The 15,539-nt window shown below is 37.8% G+C and carries 23 protein-coding genes; 16 read left to right on the top strand and 7 right to left on the bottom strand.

The genetic code is table 11. From position 1 onward, the window contains the following. The first annotated feature begins 33 nt into the window (after positions 1–33). The 4 genes from ablA to ABES02_RS21945 all read left to right on the top strand — a co-directional run bounded on the left by ablA (position 34) and on the right by ABES02_RS21945 (position 2,901). Positions 34–1,458, top strand: a complete 1,425-nt coding sequence (ablA, locus tag ABES02_RS21960; protein ID WP_430139613.1) for a lysine 2,3-aminomutase — start codon at positions 34–36, stop codon at positions 1,456–1,458. A 5-nt stretch (positions 1,459–1,463) separates the two neighbouring features. Next, positions 1,464–1,742, top strand: a complete 279-nt coding sequence (locus tag ABES02_RS21955; protein ID WP_430139612.1) for a YokU family protein — start codon at positions 1,464–1,466, stop codon at positions 1,740–1,742. Positions 1,743–1,849: 107 nt separating this feature from the next. Then, a complete protein-coding gene (locus tag ABES02_RS21950; protein WP_430139610.1) occupies positions 1,850–2,077 on the top strand; it encodes a YozE family protein in 228 nt (75 codons plus the stop codon). A 128-nt stretch (positions 2,078–2,205) separates the two neighbouring features. Beyond that, positions 2,206–2,901, top strand: a complete 696-nt coding sequence (locus ABES02_RS21945; RefSeq protein WP_430139608.1) for a hypothetical protein — start codon at positions 2,206–2,208, stop codon at positions 2,899–2,901. Position 2,902: 1 nt separating this feature from the next. On the opposite strand, the gene ABES02_RS21940 is transcribed toward ABES02_RS21945, so the two are convergent. Next, the gene (locus tag ABES02_RS21940; RefSeq protein ID WP_430139606.1) at positions 2,903–3,070 is read right to left on the bottom strand and encodes a hypothetical protein; all 168 of its coding nucleotides are present in this window, start codon (positions 3,068–3,070) and stop codon (positions 2,903–2,905) included. 138 nt (positions 3,071–3,208) lie between these two features. On the opposite strand from ABES02_RS21940, the gene ABES02_RS21935 reads away from it, so the two are divergent. The 5 genes from ABES02_RS21935 to ABES02_RS21915 all read left to right on the top strand — a co-directional run bounded on the left by ABES02_RS21935 (position 3,209) and on the right by ABES02_RS21915 (position 5,775). Further along, the gene (locus ABES02_RS21935) at positions 3,209–3,382 is read left to right on the top strand and encodes a YozD family protein (RefSeq protein WP_223593216.1); all 174 of its coding nucleotides are present in this window, start codon (positions 3,209–3,211) and stop codon (positions 3,380–3,382) included. Between the two features lie 159 nt (positions 3,383–3,541). Next, positions 3,542–3,724: a hypothetical protein gene (locus tag ABES02_RS21930; protein ID WP_430139604.1), complete on the top strand. Its 183-nt coding sequence runs from the start codon at positions 3,542–3,544 to the stop codon at positions 3,722–3,724. Between the two features lie 4 nt (positions 3,725–3,728). Further along, on the top strand, positions 3,729–4,550 hold the full coding sequence (locus tag ABES02_RS21925; protein WP_430139602.1) for a serine/threonine protein kinase: 822 nt from the start codon (positions 3,729–3,731) through the stop codon (positions 4,548–4,550). Then, positions 4,537–5,307, top strand: a complete 771-nt coding sequence (locus ABES02_RS21920) for a sporulation protein (protein ID WP_430139600.1) — start codon at positions 4,537–4,539, stop codon at positions 5,305–5,307. Before ABES02_RS21925 ends, ABES02_RS21920 begins: the two co-directional genes overlap by 14 nt. Before the next feature lie 156 nt (positions 5,308–5,463). Then, positions 5,464–5,775, top strand: coding sequence for a hypothetical protein (locus ABES02_RS21915; protein ID WP_430139598.1), 312 nt, complete (start codon positions 5,464–5,466; stop codon positions 5,773–5,775). A 41-nt stretch (positions 5,776–5,816) separates the two neighbouring features. On the opposite strand, the gene ABES02_RS21910 is transcribed toward ABES02_RS21915, so the two are convergent. Then, the gene (locus ABES02_RS21910; protein ID WP_263315207.1) at positions 5,817–5,945 is read right to left on the bottom strand and encodes a hypothetical protein; all 129 of its coding nucleotides are present in this window, start codon (positions 5,943–5,945) and stop codon (positions 5,817–5,819) included. Between the two features lie 156 nt (positions 5,946–6,101). On the opposite strand from ABES02_RS21910, the gene deoD reads away from it, so the two are divergent. The 5 genes from deoD (at position 6,102) to ABES02_RS21885 (ending at position 12,737) form a co-directional block, all read left to right on the top strand. Further along, on the top strand, positions 6,102–6,806 hold the full coding sequence (gene deoD, locus ABES02_RS21905; protein WP_430139597.1) for a purine-nucleoside phosphorylase: 705 nt from the start codon (positions 6,102–6,104) through the stop codon (positions 6,804–6,806). 140 nt (positions 6,807–6,946) lie between these two features. Beyond that, positions 6,947–9,139: a heavy metal translocating P-type ATPase gene (locus ABES02_RS21900; protein ID WP_430139595.1), complete on the top strand. Its 2,193-nt coding sequence runs from the start codon at positions 6,947–6,949 to the stop codon at positions 9,137–9,139. Positions 9,140–9,313: 174 nt separating this feature from the next. Next, entirely contained in the window at positions 9,314–10,810 is a 1,497-nt protein-coding gene (locus tag ABES02_RS21895) for a S41 family peptidase (protein WP_430139594.1), read from the top strand. 94 nt (positions 10,811–10,904) lie between these two features. Continuing rightward, the gene (locus ABES02_RS21890) at positions 10,905–11,825 is read left to right on the top strand and encodes a CobW family GTP-binding protein (protein WP_430139592.1); all 921 of its coding nucleotides are present in this window, start codon (positions 10,905–10,907) and stop codon (positions 11,823–11,825) included. 72 nt (positions 11,826–11,897) lie between these two features. Next, positions 11,898–12,737, top strand: coding sequence for a hypothetical protein (locus ABES02_RS21885; RefSeq protein WP_430139590.1), 840 nt, complete (start codon positions 11,898–11,900; stop codon positions 12,735–12,737). A 17-nt stretch (positions 12,738–12,754) separates the two neighbouring features. Here ABES02_RS21885 and ABES02_RS21880 read toward each other — a convergent pair whose 3' ends face one another. Then, a complete protein-coding gene (locus ABES02_RS21880) occupies positions 12,755–13,000 on the bottom strand; it encodes a DNA alkylation repair protein (protein ID WP_430139588.1) in 246 nt (81 codons plus the stop codon). 96 nt (positions 13,001–13,096) lie between these two features. Between ABES02_RS21880 and ABES02_RS21875 the strand changes: the two genes are divergently transcribed. Both ABES02_RS21875 and ABES02_RS21870 read left to right on the top strand, forming a co-directional pair. Further along, entirely contained in the window at positions 13,097–13,366 is a 270-nt protein-coding gene (locus ABES02_RS21875) for a hypothetical protein (RefSeq protein ID WP_430139586.1), read from the top strand. Positions 13,367–13,377: 11 nt separating this feature from the next. Beyond that, positions 13,378–13,845 carry a FixH family protein gene (locus ABES02_RS21870; RefSeq protein WP_430139585.1) on the top strand — a complete coding sequence of 156 codons (468 nt, stop codon included), beginning with the start codon at positions 13,378–13,380 and terminating at the stop codon, positions 13,843–13,845. 20 nt (positions 13,846–13,865) lie between these two features. Here the strand turns inward: ABES02_RS21870 and ABES02_RS21865 are convergent, their stop codons facing one another. The 4 genes from ABES02_RS21865 to ABES02_RS21850 form a co-directional block, all read right to left on the bottom strand. Next, complete coding sequence (locus ABES02_RS21865; protein ID WP_430139583.1) at positions 13,866–14,228, bottom strand: hypothetical protein; 363 nt, start codon at positions 14,226–14,228, stop codon at positions 13,866–13,868. Positions 14,229–14,237: 9 nt separating this feature from the next. Continuing rightward, entirely contained in the window at positions 14,238–14,714 is a 477-nt protein-coding gene (locus ABES02_RS21860; protein WP_430139581.1) for an Hsp20/alpha crystallin family protein, read from the bottom strand. A gap of 77 nt (positions 14,715–14,791) precedes the next feature. After that, positions 14,792–15,268, bottom strand: a complete 477-nt coding sequence (locus ABES02_RS21855) for an Hsp20/alpha crystallin family protein (RefSeq protein ID WP_430139579.1) — start codon at positions 15,266–15,268, stop codon at positions 14,792–14,794. Between the two features lie 22 nt (positions 15,269–15,290). Beyond that, positions 15,291–15,533: a spore germination protein gene (locus ABES02_RS21850; RefSeq protein ID WP_430139577.1), complete on the bottom strand. Its 243-nt coding sequence runs from the start codon at positions 15,531–15,533 to the stop codon at positions 15,291–15,293. Positions 15,534–15,539: the final 6 nt, after the last annotated feature.

Here is a 15,539-nt window from a genome sequence, read left to right as displayed (position 1 = left end):
ATTATTTAATAAAGCGCGAATGGAGGAATTGTGATGAAACAATTTTTATATAAGCCGAAGAGGCATTGGAAGGATATCGAGCTTTGGAAGGATGTTAAGGACGAACAGTGGAATGACTGGCTATGGCAGCTGACAAATACTATACGAACATTAGAGGATCTGAAAAAAGTAATCAATTTGACTCCAGATGAAGAAGAGGGCGTCAGGATTTCGACCAAAACCATCCCCCTAAATATCACACCCTATTATGCTTCGTTGATGAATCCTGATGACCCACGCTGTCCGATAAGAATGCAATCAGTTCCGATTTCAAAAGAAATCTATAAAACCAAATATGACCTTGAGGATCCATTGTACGAAGATGAAGATTCTCCGGTTCCAGGTCTAACTCATCGTTATCCAGACCGAGTTCTCTTTTTAGTCACCAATCAATGTTCGATGTATTGCCGCTATTGCACAAGACGGCGCTTCTCTGGGCAGATTGGCATGGGGGTTCCGAAAAAGCAGCTAGACGCAGCCATCGGATATATCCGGCAAACACCACAGGTAAGGGATGTCTTGATATCAGGTGGGGATGGCCTCCTTATTAATGATAATATTTTGGAATATATTCTGAAAAATCTCCGGGAAATTGATCATGTTGAAATTATTCGGATTGGGACTAGGGCGCCTGTTGTTTTCCCGCAACGGATAACAGAAAATCTATGTAATATCCTAAAAAAATATCATCCGGTGTGGCTAAATACTCATTTTAATACATCCATTGAAATTACCGAAGAATCGAAACGTGCCTGCGAAATGCTTGCTAATTGCGGGGTACCTGTCGGCAATCAGTCTGTTATTCTAGCAGGAATTAATGACAGCGTTCCAATTATGAAAAGACTTATGCATGATCTCGTGAAAATACGAGTTCGTCCCTACTATATTTATCAATGCGATCTTTCAGAAGGAATTGGCCATTTCCGTGCTCCTGTTTCCAAAGGGCTTGAAATCATTGAAGGACTGCGCGGCCATACAAGTGGATATGCTGTACCGACTTTTGTCGTCGACGCTCCAGGTGGCGGCGGGAAAATAGCGCTTCAACCCAATTATTTAATTTCTCAAAGTGCGGAAAAAGTTGTCCTAAGGAACTTTGAAGGCGTCATTACTTCATATCCTGAACCGGAGAATTATGTGCCAGGAAGGGCAGAGGGTTATTTTCAAGAGGTATATCCGGATATGGAAGAAAAACGTTCACTTGCAGGCATTGCCGGAATCATGAACGATCAGCACTTTAATCTTGTTCCAGAAGGTTTATCAAGGCTAAATAGACGCAAAGATTACAATCAGGATCCTACCCATACCTCGTTAAAGGATAAACGAAGTAAACGCGATGAATTAAAGGATAAAAAATTTAAAGCACTAACGCAAAAAGAACAGGGTAGTCAGGATTCAAGCAGTGCAGCAGAGGGGGTATAGTTATTATGGCTTGTGAATGGTGCAGCAGCACAAAAGTGGAAAGAGTCACCGGCTCTGTTTTTTGGGAAATTCCAGATGGAACTCGGGCAATTGAAATCACAGAAACTCCAACACTGTCGTGCCCTGAATGTTTGATGGTATATCAGAGTGAGTTGATAATAAAAGAAATCGAGGATCAGTTATTTTTAATTGATTGCAAAAAGATTGGAAAAGTAATTACCTATAAAGAATTAATGGCCATCCCAAGACTATTGAAGAAAAATTACTTTGATTTCTCCTCTTAAAGAAAAGCAGCCAGAGTGGCTGCTTTTGTCACTTGAAACTTTACGCTGCAACCTCTATCCGTTATAGTATGTCATATAAATAATCCGGATTAGAAAGGCGTATATCTATGAGCAAATCATTTTATCATTTTTTAATGAAGTATCGGCACCCAGCACCTAAGGACCTCATCAGCACCTTTGCCAACCATGCATATCTAGACCATAGTTTCCCAAAAACTTCAACTGATTACCATGAACTAAGCTCTTACCTCGAATTGAATGGGCAATATTTAGAATCGATGTCCATATTCGATGAAGCCTGGCAGTTATATATTATTTCGGAAAACAAATCATAAAGCGAAGATCGTCTCTTACTTGGGAGGCGATTTTTTCATTTTATAAATAGTCTGCGCTTTTATAAAACGGCGAGCATATACTATTGTAATCAAAATTCACGACTAATCATTTGAGAGGATGGGAGGACATGGCTAAACGAAAAAAACCGAAATATAAGATCGGTGATACGGTCGTGATTACAATTTATGGTACTGTTGGCAGGGTCACAGATGTAAAATGGCTTGATGGCAAATATGTTTATGAAGTGAATAAAAGTGATGGGCTATTCATTGAAGAAGCCCTCCAATTACTCTCTGAATATGATGGCACGATAATGGAACAGGAGCAAATTGATATAGAATATAAGTTTTTTATCGGTGATTTGGTCCAAGTAAGTGGCTATGGATCGGATTTATTTAAAGTGGTTGGCTTCCGCACAGAAATTTGGCGTTATAAGGATGATGCCTGGGAAGATGTCATATATGAGCTATCAAGAGTAAGTGATGGGGAATGGCTCGAAGCAGGGGAAGAGGAGCTGACACTTGTAGCAGATGCGGAAAGTGCTGACACGTTCATCCAAAAATTAGGCCTCTTATACTTAGTAAATAAGCAGGAGAAAACAACGAAAAATCCTCAATTACAGAACATCGTTAGGAAAGCGGAATTTGAAGAAATCGAACGAAAAAAGGAAAAGAAAGAACTCATTGACAACCTTTTGGACATATTTAATGATTACCGTATTTTATATGAATTATTTGGTGACCAGGAATATTATCAAGTCATGCGTGTCATTCTCAGGAAATTGGAAAGCCTTGTAAGTAACGATGGCAAAAGCCATGTGTAGCCTACAATCGTGTGACCATAAAGAATAAATATAAGACAAAAGGAATTCCCGCCCACTTGATTAGAAAAAACATAGAGCCTAAAATCTTCTCGAACATTTGAATGGTGATTCCATCTTCCTTGTTTACGTCTTCAATCAATGCCTCTAGCTTCATTTGTAAATTTAACATTAGATCACCTCGTGGAATGTTCTTTTAATTCAACCTATGCTTGTCCAATAAAAAAAAGACATGTTTCTTTTTAAAATGAATTGAAGTAGCATGAAAAGGCCATGTACATCATACATTCTGTAAAAAGGGGGCGATGCGATGAGAGAAATTGAAGTATTTATTGATACAGAAGAGATTGCCGAATTTTTCTTTCATGAGCTTGTAAAAAGGGGATACGTTCCTAGCGAAGAAGAACTGGAAGAACTCGCTGACATTACCTTCGAATATTTAATTGAAAAGAGTATCATCGATGAAGAAGTTCAGGATGAATAGAAGGAGTGAAATCTCTTTCTTAAAATAGATGAAAACGAAAGACGAGCATTCAGTGCTCGCTTTTTGTTTGGTCAGATAAATATAAAATATTTTTTAAATTGACGAAACTAAAATTTTTTTTGTTCGTATATATGTTTATGAAGATGAGGAGGGATTGGTATGTTCAAAAAAATCCTTAAATCAATAATGAAAAGTAAGCTTAGCAACAGCCATCACAAGTATGGTTCATCAAGTGATGCATGGAAAAAAATGAATCATTATAATCACAATAACTATGGTCACCATCATTATAAAAAGAAGCATAAAAGTGGAAGTTTTATGTCTAGTTTCTTTAGCAGCTAAGTAAATGCTAAAAAAAATCATTTTATTTTTATCCACTCTTTTTGAAAGACCGTTCGCCAATGAAAAAGTAATTGCCGACCGCTATCAGGTGATCAGCCATCTCGGCATGGGCAGTTATGGGCACAGTTATCTAGTTGTTGATTTATTCTCTCAAACAAAAAAGGTATTAAAAGCCCTACGTCTTCACAAAAGAATGACTAAAGCTGGAAAACAAGGTTTTGAGTTGGAAAAGGATTTTTTAAGGGCTATTGAAAATCCAGGATTTCCAAAGTTTTTTGAAGATGGAACATATAAAAATACCCCCTTTTATACAATGGAATTTATTGACGGTAAGAACTTTGAACAGCTCATTTTTGTTGAGAATAGAGTTATTCCTGAAACGGAAGCCTTTAGAATTACTTATGATTTATTAGAACATATTGAATATCTGCACTGTCGTAACATTATCCATAGAGACATCCGAATACCCAATGTCATTTTAGACGGTTCCCTAATCAGGCTTATTGATTTAGGACTTGCAAGACCATTGGAACCTGCCAAAAGCGAAGGACAACAGGAACTAAATTTACGAAAAGCGGTGAACTATCAGGCGGACTTCTATGGATTAGGCCATTTTCTTTTGTTTTTGCTTTATTCCAATTTTACCTGTCAAGAGAATTTGCCGGAAAAAAGCTGGGAAGAAGAACTGGATATTTCAATTGAGGCCAGACACATTATTAGACGGCTCCTGCAAATCGATACTGCTTATGACAACTGCGCTCAAATAAAAGCTGATATTCAACAATTTATACTTAATCAAGGGAGAGAAAAAAATGTCGTTCTTTAACAAAGTATTTGCAAGTGTAGGAATAGGATCTGCAGAGGTAGACACAAAGCTTGAAAAGGATACGTATATGCCAGGAGAGACCGTACAAGGAATCGTAGAAATTAGAGGTGGTAAAGTAGAACAACAAATAGATGAAATCTATTTGACTCTAAACACTACTTACTTAAGAGAATCCGATGATCGGAAGTATTCAGTCACAGCGGCCATCGACCGTTTTCGTTTAACGACTCCCTTTACGATTAGGGCAAACGAAAGAAAAGAAATCCCGTTTACTTTCCAGCTGCCGTATGAAACCCCGCTAACAATTGGCAGATCGAAGGTATGGGTTGCCACAGGTCTTGATATTAAAGGTGGTATCGATCCAAGTGATCAAGATCATTTAAAAGTCGTTCCAAGTCCTCTAATGGCTGCCGTGTTTAATGCCATTGATAATTTAGGCTTCAGAATAAGGGAGGCTGATTGTGAAGAAGCACCTAGACGTTTACGTGGACGTCTCCCGTTTGTTCAAGAATTTGAATTTGTACCAACCTCTGGGTCATTTCGCGGCCGTTTAGATGAACTAGAAGTTGTTTTCTTTCCATCTGGAAATGGCGCCCTTGATATCATGTTTCAAGTAGACCGAAAGGCGAGAGGGCTGGCGGGAATATTCTCTGAGGCCATGGGAGCGGATGAAACCAATGTGCGTTTAACCGTTACAAACGCTGATATTCCTTACTTAGCACAAAAAATTCAATCGGTCATTCAACGCTATTCCTAGAAAATCTATTAATTTACGCTAAATTTCACGTGAATTGACACGAATTGTGTAAAAAAAATACTATTCGACAAAAAAAGTGGAATTTCTTAGAAGGAATCGACAGTAGTTATCGCCAATTATTTAGAATATAAAATTAATTCAAATAATTGGAGGGCCATGATGATCAAAGTGTTAACTAGAAGAGCTTGTATTCAATATGATGTCACGATCTTTCAAACTCCAAAGTACCGAGAAAATAAAGGACATAAAGAGGTTTATCGAACAACGATTCAGGCGAATAGCAGGGAACATTGTTTACAGGAGACCTTTAGCCGTTTTAATGTGACCGACAGAATTCCAGTTGACTATTGTGGGAGATTTTTAACGACTGGAGATATCATTTTAATTGATGAAGGGCGCGGCGGTCAGCATTATTATCAATTAAAACCTGGCGGCTGGGTTCCCATTAATCGAATATTGCTTCTCTAACTAATGACAAAACCTAAGGAAAAAGCATCCTTAGGTTTTTTTTAGCTTTTGCGGCCCCCTGTGGCATTATGTTCTTTAGCATGTGCCTCATGTTCTGCAACGATTGCCTCAGCAGGAATATGGTTATTTTTCTTTTGACCATTTATTCGGCTTCGATGTTTCTTTCCCATTAAATTCAACCTCCTTTTAATTCTAAAAATAGTTTCCCACAATTTTAAAATTTCATGTCCTTTTCATGTAAAGGTTTTCTATTGAAAATGGTTTATGATATAGTGTCTATGGTGCAGAATAATATCTGTACTATTTATTTGTTAGGAGGATTTTGAATGAGCGTACATATTGGTGCGAAAGATAACGAAATTGCGGAAACAGTATTGTTGCCTGGAGATCCGCTTCGTGCGAAATACATTGCTGAAACCTTTTTAGAGGATGCTAAATGCTATAATGAAGTTCGAAATATGTTTGGTTATACTGGTACATATAAAGGGAAGAGAATTTCGGTTCAAGGAACTGGAATGGGCGTTCCATCGATATCTATTTATGTCAACGAGTTAATGCAAAGCTACAATGTTCAAAACTTAATTCGTGTTGGAACATGCGGAGCCATTCAAAAGGATGTTAAAGTACGCGATGTCATCCTGGCAATGACAAGTTCGACGGATTCTAACATGAATCGTTTAACTTTCGGACATGTTGATTTTGCTCCATGTGCTAACTTTGATTTATTAAAGAAAGCCTACGATGCAGGATTAGAAAAAGGTTTAAATTTAAAGGTAGGCAATATTTTTACTGCTGACTCTTTCTATAACGATAATGCAGAATTAGAGAAATGGGCTAAATATCAAATTTTAGCGATTGAAATGGAAACAACTGCCCTTTATACGCTTGCGGCTAAATTCAATCGAAAAGCATTGTCTGTGTTAACAGTAAGTGATCACATCTTAACGGGTGAAGAAACGACTTCTGAAGAAAGACAGTTAACCTTTAACGACATGATTGAAGTAGCATTAGAAGCATCTATAAAAGAGTAATACAGGCTCCTCTTCCTTAAACGGAAGAGGTTTTTTGTTTGTAATGGCGAATTAAATAATTATGTAAAAACAAGCCGTTGTGATAATTATCATCGAAAAACATAGGATGCCACGGTACTGTAATAATTGAGGTGAACCAAATGAAAGAGCAGCTTAAATTAGATATTTCGGGAATGACCTGTGCAGCGTGTTCAACAAGAATTGAAAAGGTTTTGAATAAGATGGACGGTGTTGAAGCCAATGTTAATTTAGCGATGGAAAGTGCCGCCATTTCATATGAGCCAGAGCTGGTTTCTAGTAATGAGATTATCGCGAGGATTGAAAAAATCGGCTATGGTGCCAAAGAGAAAATGCAAAGAGAGGAAAAAAAACAATTAAAGGAAGAAGAAATAAAACATAAGAAGCAAATGCTTATTCTTGCTATCATTCTTTCTACGCCGCTTTTGTATACAATGCTGGCCCATATTCCAGTAGATTTAAGCCTTCCCATACCGCATCTTTTAATGAATCCATGGTTTCAATTATTATTAGCGACACCGATCCAATTTTATATTGGAGGACCATTCTATATTGCTGCCTTTAAAGCATTGAAAAATAAAAGTGCCAATATGGATGTTTTAGTTGCACTTGGGACTTCAGCAGCTTATTTTTATAGTTTGTTTGAAGGATTAAAAACACTTGAAAATCCTTATTACTCCCCACATCTCTACTTTGAGACCAGTGCTGTATTGATTACGTTAATCCTGCTTGGTAAGTTATTTGAAGCTATGGCGAAGGGCAGAACGACTGTTGCTATTTCGAAGTTGCTCAGCTTACAAGCTAAGGAGGCCATTGTCATTCGTGATGGCGTGGAGGTTAAAATTCCGATAGAGGAAGTAAAAGTGTCAGATCACTTAATTGTAAAACCTGGAGAGAAAATTCCTGTTGATGGAAAAGTGATCCAAGGGAAATCAGCTGTAGATGAATCCATGATTACAGGTGAGTCTATTCCCGTGGAGAAATCAGTGGGTGATACCGTAATTGGTTCGACAATTAATAAAAATGGAACAATCACGATGACAGCGACAAAGGTGGGAAAAGATACAGCACTTGCGGGTATTATTAAAATCGTTGAGGAAGCCCAAGGAAACAAAGCTCCAATTCAACGGATTGCCGATATCATTTCTGGTTACTTTGTTCCTGTTGTTGTGACAATTTCCCTTATTACCTTTTTTGTATGGTATTTCGTTTTAAATCCTGGAAATATTCCATCGGCATTAGAAACATCGATCGCTGTCCTCGTCATTGCTTGCCCATGTGCCCTTGGACTAGCAACACCGACCTCAATCATGGTTGGCACAGGAAAAGGCGCAGAAATGGGCATTCTCTTCAAAGGTGGGGAGCATTTAGAAGCAGCCCACAAAATTAATGCGATCGTTTTGGACAAAACAGGAACGATTACAAAAGGCCAGCCTATCGTTACAGATTTTATCGCCTATCAAGATGAAAAAAAAGTCCTGCAGTATCTTGTTTCAGCTGAAAAGTCATCGGAGCATCCTCTAGCTGAGTCAATTGTAAGATTCGGAATCGAAAGAAGGACAAGTACACTTCCTGTTAAAAAATTTGCGGCGATTCCGGGCTATGGGATTGAAGCAAAGATTGGCAATGATGAAATTTATATTGGAACACGCAAGCTTATGAATCTAAAAAGAATCCCTTACTCCGACGTTGAACAGGACTTGCATCGTTTTGAAAACGAAGGAAAAACAGCAATGTTTATTGCCATTAATTCTTCTATTATGGGTGTAATTGCGGTTGCTGACACTGTAAAAGAAACAGCAAAATTGGCGGTGCATCAATTACAGGAGTTGGGAATTGAGGTTTTTATGTTGACGGGAGATAACGAACGAACAGCAAAAGCAATTGCCGGTCAAGTAGGAATTACTAACGTCATCGCAGAGGTTCTCCCTGAGGAAAAGGCTAATCATGTTAAAGAACTCCAGCTAAAAGGAAAGAAGGTTGCAATGGTTGGTGATGGAATCAATGACGCACCTGCTCTTGCTGTCGCTGATATTGGTATAGCGATTGGAACGGGAACGGATGTGGCGATCGAAGCGGCCGATATCACGATTTTAGGCGGAGAATTAACCTTGATTCCCAAGGCGATTTCTTTAAGCCATAAGACCATAAAAAATATTCGCCAAAATTTATTCTGGGCGCTATTTTATAACACTGGAGGTATTCCCATCGCAGCTTTTGGATTGTTGGCACCTTGGGTGGCAGGTGCTGCCATGGCGTTTAGTTCCGTATCGGTTGTAACAAACTCACTTCGCCTAAAAAGAGTGAAGATCTGAATTAAATCTATGGGCACCTGCTCTCCTGAGCAGGTGCTATGTTTTGTAACCATTTAAGCAATTGGAGTAATTTATTATCTTTTCTTTGTTAATTTTATAAAAAAGATGTTATTCTAAACATTAAGGGCTATTTAATAATTGTTTTAACTTGAACATTTCTTATTTTTACGGTAAATGAAAGTGGTGAAGGCTTTGGAAGAAGAGAACAAGGAACAAGAAAAGGTTGAACAGGAGCAAATGACGGAAAATAAATCTAGTTATATTCGCCTAAAGAAATTCCATTTTATAATGCTTTTGTTTTTTATGGTGTTTCTATCCGCTGGGGTCACAACAGTTGCTTTTTCGTTTGGCAAAGAAAAGGTTGTACCTGCTGCCAACGAAAGGCAAGAATTTGATAAGCTGTATGAGGCATATGATACATTGAAGACAAAGTATTACAAAGGTTTAAATCAAAATAAGCTTATCAATGGAGCCATCGATGGAATGGTGGAGGCACTCGATGATCCTTATTCAGATTACATGAGTAAAGATGAAGCGAAGAGCTTTCATAGCAGCATTTCCTCATCATTTGAGGGAATCGGTGCAGAAATTCAAGAAAAAGATGGTCATATTACGATCGTATCGCCAATCAAGGGTTCACCCGCAGAAAAGGCTGGCTTAAAACCAAATGATATCATCCTTTCCGTCAATGGAAAGAGCCTGCAAGGAATGAATTCAACTCAAGCTGTAACTATGATTCGCGGCAAAAAAGGTACAAAAGTGGAATTGTCTATTCAACGACCTGGAACCGATGCACCTATGAATGTGCCTATTATTCGGGATGAGATTCCAATAGAAACGGTCTATGGAGAAATGGTCGATGACCAAATTGCTAAAGTTCAAATTACGAGTTTCTCTAGCAATACGTCAACCGAGCTTGTTAAAACCCTAAATGATTTGCAAAAGAAGGGTATGAAAGGCCTTGTTTTAGACTTGCGTCAGAATCCAGGTGGATTATTAGACCAAGCTGTATCCATATCGAGCATGTTCGTTCCAAAAGGAAAAGTTATTGTTAAAGAAGAAGACCGCAATGGTAAAATTACCGAAATACCATCTGAAAATAAAGGAAATCCAACCCTTCCATTAGTGGTGTTGATTGATAAGGGGAGCGCAAGTGCCTCCGAAATTCTTTCAGCAGCAGTAAAAGAGTCCGCGGGGATTCCATTAGTGGGAGAAAAATCATTTGGAAAAGGAACCGTTCAAACGGCTTCAGATTTTACCGACGGTTCCAACTTGAAATTTACAATCGCCAAATGGCTGACACCAAATGGTAATTGGATTCATAAAAAGGGTATTAAACCTGATTACGAAGTTGCCTTACCAGAATATGCAACATTACCAATTATTAACCCAGATAAAGAACTGGCATTGTCAGCCTCTTCGACAGAGATTCAAACAGCCCAAAAAATGCTGAAAGCAATTGGGTATGATCCAGGCCGTGAAGATGGATTCTTTGATGAAAAAACAAAAGCGGCTGTTATGGCATTCCAAAAAGCACAGAAGCTCCCAGTAAATGGAGTTCTAAAAGGGGACTCAACTTTAAAGTTAATGGACCAATTAAGAGAAAAAATAAAAACAAGTGATACTCAATTGCAAAAAGCAGTTGAAGTCCTAAAAGGCAGAATGAAATAATCGAAACGTCCCGATTCCTCGAGGAGTCGGGTTTTTTAATTCTTTTTTTCAGCTATAATAAAATAATCAGGTTGAATTTGGAAGGGAAATGAAGATGAAAAAAGTGGAGGTTTATATTTTATCAGGATTTTTAGGTAGCGGGAAAACATCCTTGCTAAAACGATTGCTAGAGGATGAACAAAAATCAGCAAGAAAAGTAGCTGTCATGATGAATGAACTTGGTAAGGTTTCGATCGATTCTGATGCCATTTCTGACGATGATGTGGCCTTAAAAGAATTGCTTGGCGGCTGCATTTGCTGCTCCATTCAGGACAAACTCGAAGCACAGCTTCAAGGCTTATTAATCGATGAAAAGCCAGATGTTATTTACATTGAAACAACAGGAGCGGCCCATCCGGTTGAAGTATTAGATGCAATACTCTCCCCATTGTTTGCTGAGAAATTAATCATTAAAGGTATCATAACCACTGTAGACGGTACGAGATGGATCAATCGAAAGGCCCTCAGCCCTCAGCTGCAGCAGCTAATTCTTGAACAAGTAAGGCATGCTGATTTCATTATTATTAACAAAATGAATGAACTTACAGAGGGACAGCAGGCAACCATTACATTTGAAATGCAGGCTCTTAATTCAAAGGCTAGATGTCTTTTGACGAATTATTCACAGATTTCAGTAACCCTTTTAAGAAATCTTTCGGTTTCATTTGATAAAGAATCACAACGGATTCCATTAAATTTGACCACTTTTGTTTACCAATTTAAGCAATCAATAAGCCAGACGGAGTTTGAAGAGTTTTTGAAAGGTTTACCTGATACAATTTATCGAATAAAAGGGTATCTTAAATTTGACTATTCTGATCAGCCTTTTCTGTTTCAATTTTCATATGGCATGCCTTTATATATGAGAGAATACATGAATTTACCGTTAAATCTTGTTTTTATTGGTGAGAACATTGAATGGGCTCAAATTCAGGCACAACTTTCTAACCTTGAAAAAGAAGTGAAAAATCGATAAATAGATGAATGATAATTTCTTAAACAGGTAACTCTTTTAATGTAGAAAACTTCACATTAAAGGGGGGATTTCATGAAGAGAGTATCAATACTGGTCGGTTTAATTATCATCCTCCTACATGGACAAGGTGTTCAAGCAGCCACAGATCTTAGCTATAAAATAGAAATGCTTAATTGGAAAGAAGTCAATCACATTTTACCCAAGTACACCAAATTCACCGTCATGGATATTGAAACGGGAAAACAATTTAAAGTACAGCGAAGAGCAGGAAGTCATCATGCGGATGTACAGCCACTAACGGAAAAAGATACAAAAATCATGAAAAAAATCTATGGAGGAAAGTGGAGCTGGAAGCGTCGTGCGATTATTGTCATGCATAAAGATCAATGGATTGCTGCTTCCATGCATGGAATGCCTCATGGAGCAGGTGCACTTCAGAATAATTTTCCTGGCCATTTTTGTATTCATTTTTATGGCAGTACAACTCATCGGACCAATTCAATGGACTTATCACATATGCTTATGGTGTTAAAAGCATCTGGGAAACTAGATGATTATTTAGGAAAAGCGAATCCATACGATGTAATTAATGCCTATATAGCGGGCTTTAAGCAGCAGGATCGACGGATTACCGCTGAGGCCTCCCTGCAAAAAATTAAGTGGAAGCCAATTTTAGTAAAAGTAGAAAATGTTAGAATTTCTAGAATGGAGGAGCTGCCTCCGGAGGATTTAACTGAAGAAATAAGTTTAGATGTTCCAGTTGTAGTGGATTGGTTTATAAAAAATAGAGGAAGTCAATCATTTAGTGGTAACATTCATTTAATTCGTTTTTCTCCAGCAGATGCTTGGAAAGTAGATTCTGAGGACTTTTTAAAAGAAAATAATCTTCAGTTAGCGAAAAAACACCTTTGAAAAGGTGTTTTTTCGGTTTATATAGGCTGTTCACCAAACTTTATAAAAGTACGTTCATCCTCAATTAGGCCGCATGCACCGCATTGGACTCGATATTCTGGTCCATTATAACGGAGATGGAAGGGTTCTAAATCATTTTCGCCATATTCCCGGACAACTTCTCCGGATTGGGGGTCGAGTTTTACCGAATGTGATAATTGTTGAATAATATTAAAACGGCTGCGATTTGTCTTGCAGTTTGGGCATTTATACGGTGTAGACATAGTTTTCTCCTTTCTTTGTAATGTTAAAATCTATTTTTTGCAATAATGATAGTAAATATGTAACAATGGCAGTGGTAGGAAAGAGGGGGGATATCTTTGCCTAAAAACATTGACGAATTATTAAAACAATACCGCTCGATTTGGAACAATCGATTATTAGGTGCAGATGAAAAAAGTAGTGAAGAAATATTATTAGAGGCAATTAAAAGGGAGCTTTTGGATGAAAATTCCCATCCGAGAATTAGGAAAAGTAAGTATGAAAAATACTATTCTGCTATTAGAAGAGTTATCGATTCATCAATCGCGGGAGAAGCAAAATTGCTTTTAATAGAACTCCATAACGAGATTATGGATGAATTAAGTTAGGAGTGACCAAAATGAAAAAGCTTTTATTTGGTATTATGTCTGTTCTAGTTCTACTAACGGTGGTGTCCTGCAGTAAGGAAAACGGGCAGTCATCCGATGTTCCAGAGATGCTAGAAGTAAATTTAACAGTAACTCCAGAACCTGCAAAATTAAATCAACCTGTTAAATTTGAAGCGAAAGTAACTCAAGGGAAAGAAAAAGTTAATGATGCCGATGAAGTTATCTTTGAGATCTGGCGTGCAAAGGATGAAAACCACCAAAAAATTGCCATTAAACACGCGAAGAATGGCGTTTACAGTCTTGAGAAGTCCTTCGGCCAAGAGGGAACCTATTATATCATTTCACATGTTACAGCAAGAGATATGCATAATATGCCCAAAAAGGAATTTGTTGTTGGGACTCCAAGTGAACCAGAGGATTCAAGTTCAAAAGGTTCTATGGAAGGAATGGACATGAAGGACCATAATGAAGGTCATTAAAAGACAGCCAATTGGCTGTCTTAATTTTCTTTTTTAGCTCTTAAATTTACTTTTGCCTGTTTTTCCAACTTTTCCGCAATCTTTTGATCCACTAATTTAGTTAAATCGCCTTCATAGCTTGTGCCAATATTTAATTTACCTGATAATTCTCTAATTCCCAATTGACCAAAATTATTAGCGTAATCTAAATGCTCAATAATAATTTTATCAACCTGTAGATGTTCAATTTTAATGGTAGGTTGACTTTCCTTATTCGATGGCTCCTCTGACGCTGTGTTAGATCCATGAAAATTGGCTTCAAGATCTGCTATTTTTTTTTCTAATTCCGAGATTTTTTGTGTAAAAGCTTTCTTTGAGATAAAAAAGCGAAAAAGGAATCGCATATGAGCCCTCTATTCAGGATTAGATTGATCGAAAGTAATGGGAATATTTTCGACTTCCTCTCGATTCAAAGGCATAGATAAGGTCAATACCCCATTGCGGATTTCCGATTTTATTTTCTGAATTAAAATCGGATATGGTAAAATTAATTCCTTTTTAAACGATCGATTGGCCCGTTCTTTGAGATAATATTTTCGATTCTGCTGTAATGCTTTAAACTCGCCTTTGATTGTCAGAACCTGCTGCTGAATGGAGATATGAAGATTTTCTTTATCCACACCGGGAATTTCTGCCTCGAAAATGAGCTCATTTTCAGTTTCGTAAAGATCACATTTAGGGAAAAATTCTTTGCCAGCTGTAAGGGGATTAAGTGATTGAGTGTTGGGAGCAGAAGGTTGGTTATGTTCATTAAAGATTTGATTCCAAAATTTTTCTGATTGAAATTGCTGGGCAACATCCAGCCATTTTTTTAATTTATCTACTTCCATCATACCACCTCATTTATGATCATTCCTATTCTCATCATATTTTTTCTTGTCAAAAACATGCAAAAAAAAATCGACGGCTACATGATTTCTGTCACGTCGATTTGTGAATATTGCATATCAATGTTTTTCGGAATTTTAATTTCGAGGATTCCATCCTTATAATTTGCGGCTGCGCCCTTCTTCCTGACAATGGCGGGCAATGTTATGGTATGTTTATCCTCAAGTTCTGGTATACCTTCGACGATCAGTTTGTTTGATGTATGATAAATGCGGAGCTGTTTAAGCCAGTCTTCACTTTTAATTGGTATTCTAACAAAAACAAAATCATGGGTTTCAAAGGCTGTGGAATTAAGAACACCATCTACTGGCGGCTGCCGTAATCCTGATGATTGGAAGCCGTTTATTAATTCCTGAGGATTCATCATTCCCCCCATGTTTTGGGGCATGATTTTTCCCATTAAATCCTGGACGAATGTATCTATCTGCTCTGGATTCATATTTTTCATGGCATCTTTCATACCTTTATTAAAAGGGAACATATTCCAAGGGAACATCCAGTTTCCTCCTTTCTATAGATTAGAATTGGGTTGATATCGGGAAGGAAGGGTTAGCGATTTGATCTTGATCACTTACGTCAGGGTCGACGAATCCATTAAAGGAACAGGAGCTTGCGGGTGCTAAGTCTCCCAGCGCATAATTCGCACCAATCCATTTTTGATTGGCTGTGTGGCTGTTTTGGACGGCAGGCCCAAGAGAAATATTGGCGTTATTAGCGATTGAATTTGTTTTAATGTTAAAAACATTTATCTGAAAAGGCATTATTTT

Source organism: Neobacillus pocheonensis (assembly GCF_050477905.1).
In the GTDB taxonomy this organism is placed as follows: domain Bacteria; phylum Bacillota; class Bacilli; order Bacillales; family Cytobacillaceae; genus Neobacillus; species Neobacillus pocheonensis_A.
Note: the sequence above shows the minus strand (reverse complement) of the source record. Positions and strands in the feature narration are given on the sequence as shown.

Coding starts and splice junctions, on each gene's coding strand:
- ablA (WP_430139613.1), top strand. CDS start 34: ATGAAACAATTTTTATATAAGCCGAAGAGGCATTGGAAGGATATCGAG.
- ABES02_RS21955 (WP_430139612.1), top strand. CDS start 1,464: ATGGCTTGTGAATGGTGCAGCAGCACAAAAGTGGAAAGAGTCACCGGC.
- ABES02_RS21950 (WP_430139610.1), top strand. CDS start 1,850: ATGAGCAAATCATTTTATCATTTTTTAATGAAGTATCGGCACCCAGCA.
- ABES02_RS21945 (WP_430139608.1), top strand. CDS start 2,206: ATGGCTAAACGAAAAAAACCGAAATATAAGATCGGTGATACGGTCGTG.
- ABES02_RS21940 (WP_430139606.1), bottom strand. CDS start 3,070: ATGTTAAATTTACAAATGAAGCTAGAGGCATTGATTGAAGACGTAAAC.
- ABES02_RS21935 (WP_223593216.1), top strand. CDS start 3,209: ATGAGAGAAATTGAAGTATTTATTGATACAGAAGAGATTGCCGAATTT.
- ABES02_RS21930 (WP_430139604.1), top strand. CDS start 3,542: ATGTTCAAAAAAATCCTTAAATCAATAATGAAAAGTAAGCTTAGCAAC.
- ABES02_RS21925 (WP_430139602.1), top strand. CDS start 3,729: ATGCTAAAAAAAATCATTTTATTTTTATCCACTCTTTTTGAAAGACCG.
- ABES02_RS21920 (WP_430139600.1), top strand. CDS start 4,537: ATGTCGTTCTTTAACAAAGTATTTGCAAGTGTAGGAATAGGATCTGCA.
- ABES02_RS21915 (WP_430139598.1), top strand. CDS start 5,464: ATGATGATCAAAGTGTTAACTAGAAGAGCTTGTATTCAATATGATGTC.
- ABES02_RS21910 (WP_263315207.1), bottom strand. CDS start 5,945: ATGGGAAAGAAACATCGAAGCCGAATAAATGGTCAAAAGAAAAATAAC.
- deoD (WP_430139597.1), top strand. CDS start 6,102: ATGAGCGTACATATTGGTGCGAAAGATAACGAAATTGCGGAAACAGTA.
- ABES02_RS21900 (WP_430139595.1), top strand. CDS start 6,947: ATGAAAGAGCAGCTTAAATTAGATATTTCGGGAATGACCTGTGCAGCG.
- ABES02_RS21895 (WP_430139594.1), top strand. CDS start 9,314: ATGAAAGTGGTGAAGGCTTTGGAAGAAGAGAACAAGGAACAAGAAAAG.
- ABES02_RS21890 (WP_430139592.1), top strand. CDS start 10,905: ATGAAAAAAGTGGAGGTTTATATTTTATCAGGATTTTTAGGTAGCGGG.
- ABES02_RS21885 (WP_430139590.1), top strand. CDS start 11,898: ATGAAGAGAGTATCAATACTGGTCGGTTTAATTATCATCCTCCTACAT.
- ABES02_RS21880 (WP_430139588.1), bottom strand. CDS start 13,000: ATGTCTACACCGTATAAATGCCCAAACTGCAAGACAAATCGCAGCCGT.
- ABES02_RS21870 (WP_430139585.1), top strand. CDS start 13,378: ATGAAAAAGCTTTTATTTGGTATTATGTCTGTTCTAGTTCTACTAACG.
- ABES02_RS21865 (WP_430139583.1), bottom strand. CDS start 14,228: ATGCGATTCCTTTTTCGCTTTTTTATCTCAAAGAAAGCTTTTACACAA.
- ABES02_RS21860 (WP_430139581.1), bottom strand. CDS start 14,714: ATGGAAGTAGATAAATTAAAAAAATGGCTGGATGTTGCCCAGCAATTT.
- ABES02_RS21855 (WP_430139579.1), bottom strand. CDS start 15,268: ATGTTCCCTTGGAATATGTTCCCTTTTAATAAAGGTATGAAAGATGCC.
- ABES02_RS21850 (WP_430139577.1), bottom strand. CDS start 15,533: ATGCCTTTTCAGATAAATGTTTTTAACATTAAAACAAATTCAATCGCT.